The 12165-nt window shown below is 35.2% G+C and carries 12 protein-coding genes; 9 read left to right on the top strand and 3 right to left on the bottom strand.

Annotated features, from left to right (window positions below; all coding sequences use genetic code 11):
- The first annotated feature begins 26 nt into the window (after positions 1-26).
- From hslO to HMPREF1865_RS08365, 5 genes are all read left to right on the top strand, one after another.
- A complete protein-coding gene (gene hslO / locus HMPREF1865_RS08385; protein WP_060919814.1) occupies positions 27-905 on the top strand; it encodes an Hsp33 family molecular chaperone HslO in 879 nt (292 codons plus the stop codon).
- A gap of 109 nt (positions 906-1014) precedes the next feature.
- The gene (mtnP, locus tag HMPREF1865_RS08380) at positions 1015-1809 is read left to right on the top strand and encodes an S-methyl-5'-thioadenosine phosphorylase (protein ID WP_021148163.1); all 795 of its coding nucleotides are present in this window, start codon (positions 1015-1017) and stop codon (positions 1807-1809) included.
- Between the two features lie 42 nt (positions 1810-1851).
- Positions 1852-2916, top strand: coding sequence for an S-methyl-5-thioribose-1-phosphate isomerase (gene mtnA / locus HMPREF1865_RS08375; protein WP_024061654.1), 1065 nt, complete (start codon positions 1852-1854; stop codon positions 2914-2916).
- A 175-nt stretch (positions 2917-3091) separates the two neighbouring features.
- Positions 3092-4336, top strand: coding sequence for an adenosylhomocysteinase (locus HMPREF1865_RS08370; RefSeq protein WP_060919813.1), 1245 nt, complete (start codon positions 3092-3094; stop codon positions 4334-4336).
- 118 nt (positions 4337-4454) lie between these two features.
- A complete protein-coding gene (locus HMPREF1865_RS08365) occupies positions 4455-5744 on the top strand; it encodes an amidohydrolase (RefSeq protein ID WP_004697167.1) in 1290 nt (429 codons plus the stop codon).
- Positions 5745-5814: 70 nt separating this feature from the next.
- On the opposite strand, the gene HMPREF1865_RS08360 is transcribed toward HMPREF1865_RS08365, so the two are convergent.
- Positions 5815-6564, bottom strand: a complete 750-nt coding sequence (locus HMPREF1865_RS08360; protein WP_060919812.1) for a class I SAM-dependent methyltransferase — start codon at positions 6562-6564, stop codon at positions 5815-5817.
- 149 nt (positions 6565-6713) lie between these two features.
- Here HMPREF1865_RS08360 and HMPREF1865_RS08355 point away from each other — a divergent pair, with 149 nt between their 5' ends.
- The 3 genes from HMPREF1865_RS08355 to HMPREF1865_RS08345 all read left to right on the top strand — a co-directional run bounded on the left by HMPREF1865_RS08355 (position 6714) and on the right by HMPREF1865_RS08345 (position 9446).
- The gene (locus HMPREF1865_RS08355) at positions 6714-7652 is read left to right on the top strand and encodes a DUF1848 domain-containing protein (RefSeq protein ID WP_060919811.1); all 939 of its coding nucleotides are present in this window, start codon (positions 6714-6716) and stop codon (positions 7650-7652) included.
- 140 nt (positions 7653-7792) lie between these two features.
- A complete protein-coding gene (locus HMPREF1865_RS08350; protein WP_060919810.1) occupies positions 7793-8701 on the top strand; it encodes an HAD family hydrolase in 909 nt (302 codons plus the stop codon).
- A 1-nt stretch (position 8702) separates the two neighbouring features.
- Entirely contained in the window at positions 8703-9446 is a 744-nt protein-coding gene (locus HMPREF1865_RS08345; RefSeq protein ID WP_060919809.1) for a DUF4241 domain-containing protein, read from the top strand.
- Positions 9447-9552: 106 nt separating this feature from the next.
- Here the strand turns inward: HMPREF1865_RS08345 and HMPREF1865_RS09595 are convergent, their stop codons facing one another.
- A complete protein-coding gene (locus HMPREF1865_RS09595; RefSeq protein WP_012864375.1) occupies positions 9553-9702 on the bottom strand; it encodes a hypothetical protein in 150 nt (49 codons plus the stop codon).
- Between the two features lie 219 nt (positions 9703-9921).
- Here HMPREF1865_RS09595 and HMPREF1865_RS08340 point away from each other — a divergent pair, with 219 nt between their 5' ends.
- A complete protein-coding gene (locus HMPREF1865_RS08340; RefSeq protein WP_060919808.1) occupies positions 9922-11223 on the top strand; it encodes a WG repeat-containing protein in 1302 nt (433 codons plus the stop codon).
- A 174-nt stretch (positions 11224-11397) separates the two neighbouring features.
- Here the strand turns inward: HMPREF1865_RS08340 and HMPREF1865_RS08335 are convergent, their stop codons facing one another.
- Positions 11398-12015, bottom strand: a complete 618-nt coding sequence (locus HMPREF1865_RS08335) for a phosphatase PAP2 family protein (RefSeq protein ID WP_004695848.1) — start codon at positions 12013-12015, stop codon at positions 11398-11400.
- Between the last annotated feature and the right edge of the window lie 150 nt (positions 12016-12165).

Raw genomic sequence — 12165 nt, 5'->3', positions numbered from 1 at the left:
AATCAGTAGAAATAAGGAATGATAGAATGGATTATATAAAACGTTTTACAACCCGAGAAGGGGTTCGTATGTCTTTAGCTGTAACAACCGATACAGTTGAAACAGCTCGTGTACGTCATGATTTATGGCCTGTAGCAACAGCTGCTTTAGGTCGTGCTATGTCGGGAGCTATTTTATTAGCTGGGGATTTTAAAAACCATGAAAACGTAAGTCTTCGTATTAAAGGTGATGGTCCACTAGGTGTAGTTCATGTAGATGCATTCTCTGATAATACGGTTCGAGGCTATGTAGATGATCCACATGTTGATGTACCTTTAAAGCATGCTGGTAAGCTTGATGTTGGTTCTGCCGTAGGTCATAATGGGGAAGTGCAAGTGACTCGTTTCACGCAGTTAGCGCAAGACTATACTTCTACAAGCCCGATTCAAAGTGGTGAAGTAGCAGAGGATTTGGCATATTATTTATATGCATCTGAACAAGTACCGTCTACGATTAGTTTAGGTGTATTAGTAGATCCAGATTACCATACGGTTGTAGCTGGAGGTTTTATCGTACAAGCCTTACCGGATGCTACAGATGAAGCATTAGCACAAGTAGAAAAGAATATTAATGAACTTGGTCCTATTACAGAATATTTGAAAGCAAACCCAGATGGTAAAGGTCTTATGGAACGTGTTCTCGATGGTTTAACTGTGAATGAAGTATATAATGAACCAATTCATTTCCAATGTCGTTGTGGTCGTGATCGCTTTGCCAGTGTGCTAATGACATTACGTGAAGAAGATAAGAATGCTATTTTGGAAGATGACGTAACAGAGCTTGTTTGCCATTATTGTAATGAAAAATATCATTTCACACGTGAAGAGTTACAAGATATGTTCATCCCAAAAGGTCCAATTCAATAAAAACTTTATAATATGTAGAAAAAATACAGGCTACTAGGTTTTTCCTATAGCCTGTTTTTCTATTCTATGAGAAAATAAAAGATAGAGTTATTAATAATAGGAGGTCACAATGAGTGCAATTGGCATAATTGGTGGTACTGGTGTTTATGATCCGTCCATCTTTGAAAATATTCATGAAGAATCCTTAATGACACCATATGGTGAAATAGATTATGTACAAGGTACATACCATGGGAAAACTGTAATCTTTGTAGCTCGTCACGGCAAAGATCATACAATTCCTCCACACAAAATTAACTATCGTGCTAATATTTGGGGCCTCAAAAAACTAGGCGTTACATTTATTATCTCCACGACAGCAGTAGGTTCTTTAAATGAGAACTTTAAGCCAGGTCATTTTGTGTTGACTGACCAATTCTTAGATTTTACAAAGAACCGCATCACTACGTTTTATGAAGGTGGGGACCGTCCAGTGGCACATCTTGATGTAACAAATCCATACTGCCCTGAATTACGTGATATTCTTCAAAAGGTAGGTACGGAACAAGGCCTTACGATACATAATGGCGGTACCTATGTATGTACTGAAGGCCCTCGTTTTGAGACTCCTGCAGAAATCAAAATGTTCCACATGCTCGGTGGCGATACAGTAGGTATGACAAATGTACCGGAAGTAAATTTAGCGAATGAAGCTGAAATGGCATATGCTACGATTTCTATGATTACCAACTATGCAGCAGGTATTTCTGAATCTGCTTTGACACATGCGGAAGTTGTAGAAATGATGGGCAATATGGCGGCTCAACTAAAATCTCTTATCTTAGGAGCTATTGATGCAATCGATGTGGATGCTCGTTATGATGCTCATAATCGCATGCATGAATATGGTGGTTTTAAACTATAATCAACTCATAATGATACACAATAGTTTATCGAAGGAGAAGTTATGATTAATATTGAATGGCGTAAAGATACGCTGGTACTATTAGATCAAACTAAATTGCCTACTGAAATTACATACGTTCACTGTACAGATTGGCGCCAAGTGGCCGAAGCTATTAAAATGCTTCGCGTTCGTGGCGCACCTGCTATTGGCGTAGCTGCTAGTTATGGTCTCATTTTAGCTGCTATGGAAGCAGGACGTTTAGAGGCGCCATTTAGTGAACAACTTACAAGCTTATATGAGTTTAGTGAGATCTTAAAAGAAACTCGCCCTACGGCAATCAACTTAGCTTGGGCTGTAGATCGTGTCATTTCTCTTGTGAAAACTAATGTTGACAGTATGTCCTCAATGAGTGAAGTAGTAGACCTCATTACAAAAGAGGCTATTATCATTCACGAAGAAGATGTGTCTTTGAATAGACGTATGGCCGAAGCAGGTTCTACATTATTTGAAGGTAAAAAGAATATTCGCATCTTAACTCATTGTAATGCGGGTGCACTAGCTACAGGTGGTCTAGGAACAGCACTTGGTGTTGTTCGTAAATTACATGAAAATGGACAACTGGAACGCGTGTATGCTGATGAAACACGTCCATTATTACAAGGTGCTCGACTCACAGCCTTTGAACTTTACGAGGATGGTATTCCTATTACTCTTGAAACAGATAATATGGCAGCCTATGCGATGCAACATGGATTAATTGATGCCGTTATCGTCGGTGCTGACCGCATCACTACAAAAGGGGATGTAGCCAATAAGATTGGTACCTATGGTGTGGCTGTACTAGCTAAATTCCACAATATTCCGTTTTATGTAGCCGCTCCTTATAGTACATTTGATTTTACTTTGGAAAATGGTAGCGATATTCCTATTGAGATGCGTAACGATGATGAAGTAACCGCTTTACACGGTGTTCAAACAGCCCCTAGTGGTATTGATGTACTTAATCCTGCATTTGATGTAACACCTCATGAACTTGTAACAGCGATTATCACCGAAGAGGGAGTATTGACTCCAAATTATGAAGAATCAATCGGTAAGCTACGCCAGATTGTAGAATCTAAATAATCTATTATCTTAATGATTAGCTTATTAAGCATTCAAAATATAAGCAATATATTATCTATATAAGTAAGTATCTACAACGATATTAACAACATTATATAATATCAATAAATCTAAGTAGATTTACTATCAACTATTTATTTTATTGTATCTACTTGTATGAGTAAAAGGAGATATTATGCAATCTTTAATTAGAGACATAAATTTAGCAACAGAAGGTCGCAAAAAAATTGATTGGGTTTCTAACTTTATGCCTACATTAAACACATTAGGTGACCGTTTTGAAGCAGAACAAACTTTCAAAGGCCAAACAATTGTTGTTAGTGTTCACTTGGAAGCAAAAACAGCATACCTTGCGACTGTATTAAAACGCGGTGGTGCAGATGTAATTGTAACGGGCTCCAATCCGTTGTCTACACAAGACGATGTAGCTGCAGGTCTTGTAGATATGGGCATTACTGTATATGCTTGGTACGATTGTACTGATGAAGAATATTTTAACTTCCTCCATAAAGCACTTGATCATAAACCACATATTATCATTGATGATGGTGGTGATTTAGTAAATCTATTGCATACTACACGACAAGATGCAAAAGAACGTTTGTTAGGGGGGAGTGAAGAAACTACAACAGGTGTACATCGTTTATATGCATTAGAGAACGCTAAACAATTAACATTCCCTATGATTGCTGTAAATGACTCTTACTGTAAATATCTTTTCGATAATCGCTATGGTACAGGTCAGTCCGTTTGGGATGGTATCATGCGCACTACGAACTTGACTGTAACAGGTAAGAACGTTGTTGTTGCTGGTTATGGCTGGTGTGGTAAAGGCGTTGCGATGCGCGCAAAAGGCCTTGGTGCACACGTATATGTAACTGAAGTAGATCCAATTAAAGCTATAGAGGCTGTATTTGATGGCTTCAAAGTATTGCCTATGATTGAAGCCGCTAAGGTTGGGGATATCTTCTGTACTGTAACAGGTTGTAAAGATGTTATTGTAAAAGAGCATTACAAAGTGATGAAAGATAAAGCTATCTTATGTAATGCTGGTCACTTTGACTGCGAAGTGAATGTTTCTGATCTTACTGAACTTGCTGTAAGCCACGAAAGGGTTCGCCAAAACATCGAAGGCTATACTATGTCTGATGGTCGTAAACTCTATATATTGGCTGAAGGCCGTCTAGTAAACCTTGCAGCTGGCGATGGTCACCCTGCAGAAATTATGGACTTGTCATTTGCTATGCAAGCCCTTGCTGCAGAGTATATCTTGAAAAACGGTAAAGAAATGGATCCAAAAGTATACGTATTGCCTCATGAATTAGATGTGGAAATCGCTAAACTTAAGTTGAACTCCATGGGCTATGACTTAGATTCTTTAACACAAGAACAAATCGATTATCTAACAAAAGTAAACTAATACTGTATTGAAATATAATGGTTTCTGTAATACATTTTGTATCTAAACTATACTAGCTTTCAAATTAAACAAATATAACCGAGCTATCATGGCTCGGTTATACCTATGAGGGAAGACTATGTCTGATTTATTGATTACTCATGTAGACGTCCTCACCGATGAGGGGGTTCTAAAAAATCATGCCATTGCAATTAATAATGGTTATATTACAGCTATTTTAAACGATAGTGAAGCTGAAAAGGTAAAAGTCTCTGCTAAGGAAGTACTAGACGGTAAAGGTCAATTGGCTACGCCAGGTCTTGTAAATACACATACTCATATTGCGATGGGTCTATTTAGAAACTATGCAGATGATCTTGAGCTTATGGAATGGCTTGAAACGGCTATTTGGCCAACAGAAGCAAAATTAAATGACGATTATGTACGGTACGGCACACAACTCGGTATTGCTGAAATGTTGCGCACTGGTACCACTACATTTAGCGACATGTATTTCTTTATGAATACTACTGCTGAGGTGGTAAAAGAAACAGGTATTCGCTCTGTATTGTCACGTGGCTTAGCCGGTGTATCCCCAACAGCAGATCAAGCATTAGTTGAAAATGCTGACTTATTCCGCACTTGGAACGGCTTTGATAATGACCGCATCAAAGTATTGCTTGGACCACATGCACCATATACTTGCCCTGATGATTATATGGAAAAGGTGATTGCCTTATCTCATGAATTAAATTGTGGTATTCATATGCACTTGTCCGAAACAAAAGGAGAAGTGGAGACTGTTATGAAAGCTACTGGTAAGACACCAATTGCGCATATGCATGATTTAGGTTTATTCTGGAATACTACCTTAGCCGCACACTGCGTTCATGTGACAGACGAAGATATGGCTATTATGTCTGAAAATAATGTAGCCGTAGCGCATAATCCACAATCTAATTTAAAATTAGCTAGCGGTATTGCACCAGTACCTGAAATGATTGCCAAAGGTATTACGGTTGGTCTTGGTACAGATGGCTCCGCTTCTAATAATAATGCTGATATGCTTGAAGAAGTACGTCTTGCAGCAACATTACATAAAGCACGTCTTTATGATCCAAAGGCTATTCCTGCTCAAGCCGCATGGAACATGGGCACTGTAGAAGGTGCAAAAGCATTGGGATATACAGATCTTGGTGTATTAGATAAAGGCTATCGTGCAGATATCGTGCTATATGATGTATCTGGTATGCACTGGATGCCTCGTTACAATGATTTAGCAGCTCTTGTATACTCTGCTAATAGCTCCGATGTAAATACTACAATTGTGGGTGGTAAAGTTCTTATGAAAGACAAAGAACTGCTTACAATTGATGAAGAAAAACTACGGGCAGAGATTGATAAAGCTCAGGTATATTTTAGTAATTAGCAGTTAATCTAAACACAAAACCCACTCATGATAATCATAGAGTGGGTTTTGTGTTATATATTATATAGATTTATTTAATTGCTTTCACCAAGAACATGGGTACAGGAATATAAAACTCGTCTTCCTCATTGTAAATACGCGGACCTACAGTTAGATCAATGGTAACAGAACTAGCACCTAATTTAGTAAGTAGTTCTTTATCCCATTGAGGTCGTGTATAAGACGAAATGTCGAGCATATGATAAATGGTATGACACCGTTCTTTTAATTCGTTGCTTACATGTTCATGGGCATGATGAACAGATTGTAGTACATTATGATGATTACGAGCATGTTCCGCATCATAGTTTAAAATCAAACCGCCTGGGCGAATGACGCGAAGCCATTCGGCATAGGCTTTGTCAGGATGGGGTAAATTCCACGTTACATTACGAGCCACAACGATATCGAAAGTATTAGTATCAAAGCCTAGATTCTCTGCATCCATCACAGAAAAGGTTGCATCACAATCGAGGGACTCTGCTAGTTGATTTGCCTCATCTATCATATTAGATGTAATATCAATGCCATGAACTGTATGACCAAGCTGAGATAGTATAATACTAAAAAAGCCGGCTCCACATCCAATATCCAATATTCGTAAAGATCTATCAGAATCAAATATATGACAAGTTAATTCTTCTCTCCATAATTTTAGTTTGGGACTTTCTAATTCTTTTGCACGTAAAGCGCCAAAATCGTGTGCTCGATCTGTCCAATAGGATGTAATAAATTCTTTATCATCCTTCATAGGATGGTTGCGTTCAAAAATATCATTCATAATTTAGTTCTCCTCATATTCTATAGTATGTATAGTACCATAAAATAATAATGAACTATACAGCAAAAATCACATTAACTCCATAAATACTTACTATTAGATATGATATAATACTCCTATGTTTTTATTTTACTGAAAGGGCAGGGGCTATGATATTACAGACTGGACAACGTACAGATATTCCTGCTTTTTATGGGCAATGGCTAATCAATCGTATACGTGAAGGATTTGTAGATGTTCGTAACCCTTATAATCCCCTACAGGTGACACGGTATCCAATTAATCAAGAGGTGGTAGATGGTATTGCATTCTGTACAAAGAATCCTTTACCGTTTATTCCACTACTAAATGAAATTGTTGATTACAGACAATACTGGCATATGACTATAACGCCTTATGGAACCGATATTGAACCCTACGTGCCAACTTATGCGTCTGTTATAGAAGGATTTAAACATATTTCTAAACAGCTTAATTCTCAATCTATGGTGTGGCGCTATGATCCTATCATTTTAACTAATGAATATACCGTTGATTTTCATTGTGAAAGCTTTTACAAAATGGCTCAAGCCCTTAAAGGTTATACAGATACAGTTGTTGTTAGCTTTTTAGATATATTTGATAAGGTGGTTCAGAATTTTCCAGAAGGATATATACCAAGTTTAGATATTCAAACTAAGATCATTAAAGAATTTGTTTCCATAGCTCATTCCAATCATATGAATCTTAAAACCTGTGGAGAAGGAGTTATCTTTAAAGAGCTTGGTGCTGATACAGAGGGGTGTTTAACCTTAGATTGTTATGAAAGTGCCTGGAATATAAAATTAAAAGCACCTAAACGCGCGCCAGCACGACCAGAATGTAATTGTTATTTACATGGTGATATTGGTGCCTACGATAGCTGTAGCCACTTTTGTCGTTATTGTTATGCTAATACTAATCGAGCGGTGGTTCGATATAATCGTTTACATCATGATCCAAATTCTAGTTTACTTATTGGAAGACTTTCAAAAAGAGAAATTATTAAAGAAAGTACGGAAAAGAGCTGGATTATAAACGAAACTGTAACACAGGATAGCTTATTTTAGAGAGAATTACGAGGAATTACTAAATTAAATGAATTGACTTATCGTGTAAAATAGATACCAAAGGGGTTGTCAAGAAGGTATCTCTGGAATATAAGAGAGTGTAAATGTATTTTTGGTTTAGTTTAAAAGGAGGTGCATTTATGATAACGTATAAGAAAGATAGTAAAGATAATTTACAATCATCTGACTCATCTATGCCCGTGTTAGCAATGTGTTACGACTTTGATAAGACATTAACCCCTGACGATATGCAGGCACAAGGTTTCATTCAATCGGTAGGCTATAACGAAGAGCAAATCAAACAATTTTGGCATGAATCAAATCAATTGGCTAAAAAACATGATATGGATAATAACTTAGCCTATATGTACAAAATGATTCAAGAAGCTGTAGGCCATTTCTATGTAACAAAAGATAAACTCATGGAATACGGCAATCAAGTAGAATTATACGAAGGGGTACGGACTTGGTTTGAACGTATTCGCGAATATGGCTTAGAACAAGGCGTTAAGATTGAACATTATATTATTTCGTCTGGCTTAAAAGAGATGATCGAAGGCACTGAAATGGCAAAAGAGGGGGCTTTCACCAAAATCTATGCCAGTGCATTTATGTTTGATGATAAAGGTGTAGCTGTTTGGCCTGCACAAGCCATTAACTATACGAATAAGACACAATTTTTGTTCCGTATTCAAAAAGGAATTCTTGATATTAATGATACTGGTGTTAATGATTACATTAAGCTTGAAAATCAACGAGTGCCGTTCCGTAACATGATTTATATTGGGGATAGCGATACAGATATTCCTTGTATGAGTCTTGTGAACGCTAATGGGGGTCATTCTATAGGTGTATATGATCCATTTAAGAAAGATAAAGAAAAGGTATATAAGATGATGCGTCATCATCGTATCCGTTATTATGCACCTGCAGACTATACAAATGGTTCTAAACTAGATACATTAGTAAAGCAAATTATACGTAAAACCGCAGCCTACGAAGTATTAGAAGGCGAATATATTCATTGTAAATACGAAGCCGAGGAGTAATATGGAACAATCTAAATTAACTAGCGAATGGATTCAAACCTTTAACCGATTAGGTTCCGAAGGTAAATTAAAACCTACCGTACCATATCATGATTTATTTAACAGAAAAGAGTTAAAAGGATTTCCGTTACACACATTACCCATGTGGACGGTAAATTTTCCAACAGGATATATTACGTGTTGTGATCCTCTAGTAACATTGCCAAGTAAACCAGATACATATCTTAGACAGGTAACACCAGGTACGTATCTGTTAGATACTAAGATAATCGAAATGGAACCAAATGAATATCGTTATGTAGCTAGTCGAGTTGTTTTTAGCGGTAATGAGCCTGTATATTACGAATTAGCATTAAAAGGGACTGAAGACTTAACCGATTTAGATGATGGGGATACCTATATTGGATTTCCTGTAGATTCGGGTTTAGCTACAATAGTAGATGCACAAACTATTGAGACATATAACAAATTTTATGAACAATGGCATATAAACTACCCTGAAAAAAATATCTACGATGATTATTATAGTGATTTATTTCAATTGAATGCTATGGCATATCCACAATTCCAACGTTCTAAAGGAGATTGGATTAACTTTACAATTCCTGATACAGAATTGACCGTACCGATGATTCAATCTGGCTTTGGCGACGGTTTATATCCAGTATACTGGGCATTTGATAAAGATGGCCAGATTTGCCAAATTATTATGGAATACATAGATTGCAGCGAAGCATATGAGTAATATATTAGCTGTAGTGAAGAAAATAACTAGATATAACTGAATATATAAAAATAAGGCGCTTAGTATAACTAAGCGCCTTTTAATATGATGTATTATATTTTGAGATTTAAATACCAAAAGTCCAGTTTACTAATACGCGAATGATACTTAAACTAAGAATAATTTCAGCAAGAAATCTTAAAGAACTCTCCATGCCATTACCTAAATGTTTTAAACCGCCAATTTTGGCTTTACTTACAATATCACACCAGCACATATAAATCCTCCATAAAAGTATGAGTAAATTAGATAATTTATATTACTATTTTACAATCTAATTCTAAAAAATTCAATATACAGTATTGGTTAAATAGTAAGTTTTTATTAGACAGTTATAATATGTAAGCGTATATAAAGGAATCATTTAATTAAAAGAGTTAAATATGGTATTATAAAATTAATTATTATTGTGTTGTATAATATTATGGAGAGATATATGAGAAAATTTATATTAGGATTAGCTATAGCATTGGCTGCATGTAATATAACATCTGCAAAAGAATATATTACATTAGAATCCCCAACTGGTAATACTATCGTCGATGAAAAAGGGACTTGGATACTTGGTCCTTATGATAATTTACATGTAGAATATATAGACGAATATAATAATAAATACGTATATGGATCATTTTATGAAAATGGACAAAAGCGGTATGTAAACTTAGTTGAATTAGCCTATTTACCAGCAGGCTATGAATATCAATTTGATTATGATTTGGCTAAGGCATTGACTAATGTAGGATTTAAACTAGTTAATTCCAATGGTACCTATGCTATTAATGATGTAGTAAATCAATATAGTACGATAAATGAAAATTTAATATTGGGAAAGAAAGGTGACTATTGGTATCTATATAATAAAACTAATGGTGTTCAAATTATGGGAAATCCTATAAAGGATGGTTGGGATAATATTGAATTTTACTGGTCAAAAAATGACAAGAAAAATTTATTTGAAATACATACTGCGGATGATTATATTAAATTTGTTACTGAAGAGGGCATTTTACTGACTGAAAATGAAGCACTAAATCTTATTCATACACATGACTATGAAAAGTCAACAACAGGGGCTGGACAAGGGACGAATGGATATTCAGATGAAAGTCTATATAGTAGAAAACCATCAGATACTTATCAATTATTTACTCAAGTAGATAAAAAAGGAAATACTTTGTATGGATTGAGAACGAGTGAGAATGAAATAGTAATTCCTGCGAAATATAAATCTATACAACATCTAGGTAAAGAATTTTCTTATTTTATTGTATCTAATGAAAAAAATAAGTATGGTATTATTGATTCCTTAAATCAAACTGTAGTTGCAATGAACTATGATTCTTATGAAAGATTAAGTGATCGTAGTTTTGTATTAAAGGATTCGATTGGAAGCCATATATTTAATGCTGAGACGGGTGTTTTATTTGATGTGGTGTATGATAGTATAGATACATCTAAGCCTAATTATGTATTAAATAAAGTTACGACAGCAACTTATGATAAGACAAAATATGTGATTGCCACAAATTCAGGTTATAAACTATTCGAATTACCACATTTTGATGACGATATAACCTCATTTTATAAAGACTTATTTGTTTATAAGTCTGATAGTAAATATGGTCTAATGGATTATAAAGGCCATATAGTCGTTGAACCTAAATTTGATAAGATCACCATAGATGAACCATTATTAGCTGCATATATTAAAAAAATAGAATCCGTTGATAAATAATGAGTATGTATCTGGTTATTTTTAGAAGTAACTTACATAAACTAGCTTATAGGAATATAGGCTAGTTTTCTTTTGTTTTTAAATTACTTCCGATAACGATATATTATCGGAAGTAATTTAATGTCAAAAATTGGGCCTAAATGGCCCAATCCCTTGTGTTATATAGTTTTTTGCTTATTTACGTTTAAATGTGTATGGTTCGTATTCTACATCATTATGGCGGTTAGTCCACCAGTTCCAGCCGATTCTTGCTAACTTCCAGGCAATAAATCCTACGATGATTCCTAATACTAAACCAGTTAATACATCTGTTGGATAATGTGCAAATAAGTAAACTCTAGAGAATGCTACTACTATTGAACCTAACAATGCTAAAATCCCTAAATAACGCTTCTGAGGCGCTATTTGAGTTAAGCCTAGGTAAATCGTCATAGATGATGCAAATGAACCAAAACTGTGGCCTGATGGGAATGAATAGCTTGTAGCTTTTGGTAGTGCAGATTCCAACGGCACCGTTACATTTGGAAAATCAACAAATGGTCTTAATCTCGCTACATTTGGTTTTAAACCTTGGTCGCCAATTATAAATACAAATCCTAAAGCAATAATAATTGCCACGCCTAAAACACGATATTTTTTTTGTAGCATTAATAATAAGGCTATTATAATCCATAATGCGCCATTGCTTGTAATTTTTGAGATAAATGCCATAATTGGTGTTAAAAAACTATATACAAAATGTTCATGTACATAGAAGATTAAAGAGTGATCAAATTGTAAAATTGTGTCCATAAATTCCTCTTCTATTCTACTTTTACCTAAATGATAATTATTGAGAATGTCTTATTATGCTTTTTATTTTAATAATTAATCTATACTAATTTATTTACGTATATAATGATTTCTCATTTACAGCCCAAATAATAGCCTAAACTATTTATA

This window comes from Veillonella parvula, assembly GCF_001553335.1.
GTDB lineage: Bacteria > Bacillota > Negativicutes > Veillonellales > Veillonellaceae > Veillonella > Veillonella parvula_S.
The sequence above is the reverse complement of the archived record's forward strand: the minus strand, read 5'-3'. Positions and strand labels throughout refer to the sequence as shown.

What these genes read in the sequence shown, in the direction of transcription:
- HMPREF1865_RS08340 (WP_060919808.1), top strand. Translation starts at nt 9,922, where the DNA reads ATGAGAAAATTTATATTAGGATTAGCTATAGCATTGGCTGCATGTAAT.
- hslO (WP_060919814.1), top strand. Translation starts at nt 27, where the DNA reads ATGGATTATATAAAACGTTTTACAACCCGAGAAGGGGTTCGTATGTCT.
- HMPREF1865_RS08350 (WP_060919810.1), top strand. Translation starts at nt 7,793, where the DNA reads ATGATAACGTATAAGAAAGATAGTAAAGATAATTTACAATCATCTGAC.
- HMPREF1865_RS08360 (WP_060919812.1), bottom strand. Translation starts at nt 6,564, where the DNA reads ATGAATGATATTTTTGAACGCAACCATCCTATGAAGGATGATAAAGAA.
- HMPREF1865_RS08335 (WP_004695848.1), bottom strand. Translation starts at nt 12,015, where the DNA reads ATGGACACAATTTTACAATTTGATCACTCTTTAATCTTCTATGTACAT.
- HMPREF1865_RS08345 (WP_060919809.1), top strand. Translation starts at nt 8,703, where the DNA reads ATGGAACAATCTAAATTAACTAGCGAATGGATTCAAACCTTTAACCGA.
- HMPREF1865_RS08365 (WP_004697167.1), top strand. Translation starts at nt 4,455, where the DNA reads ATGTCTGATTTATTGATTACTCATGTAGACGTCCTCACCGATGAGGGG.
- HMPREF1865_RS09595 (WP_012864375.1), bottom strand. Translation starts at nt 9,702, where the DNA reads ATGTGCTGGTGTGATATTGTAAGTAAAGCCAAAATTGGCGGTTTAAAA.
- mtnP (WP_021148163.1), top strand. Translation starts at nt 1,015, where the DNA reads ATGAGTGCAATTGGCATAATTGGTGGTACTGGTGTTTATGATCCGTCC.
- HMPREF1865_RS08355 (WP_060919811.1), top strand. Translation starts at nt 6,714, where the DNA reads ATGATATTACAGACTGGACAACGTACAGATATTCCTGCTTTTTATGGG.
- mtnA (WP_024061654.1), top strand. Translation starts at nt 1,852, where the DNA reads ATGATTAATATTGAATGGCGTAAAGATACGCTGGTACTATTAGATCAA.
- HMPREF1865_RS08370 (WP_060919813.1), top strand. Translation starts at nt 3,092, where the DNA reads ATGCAATCTTTAATTAGAGACATAAATTTAGCAACAGAAGGTCGCAAA.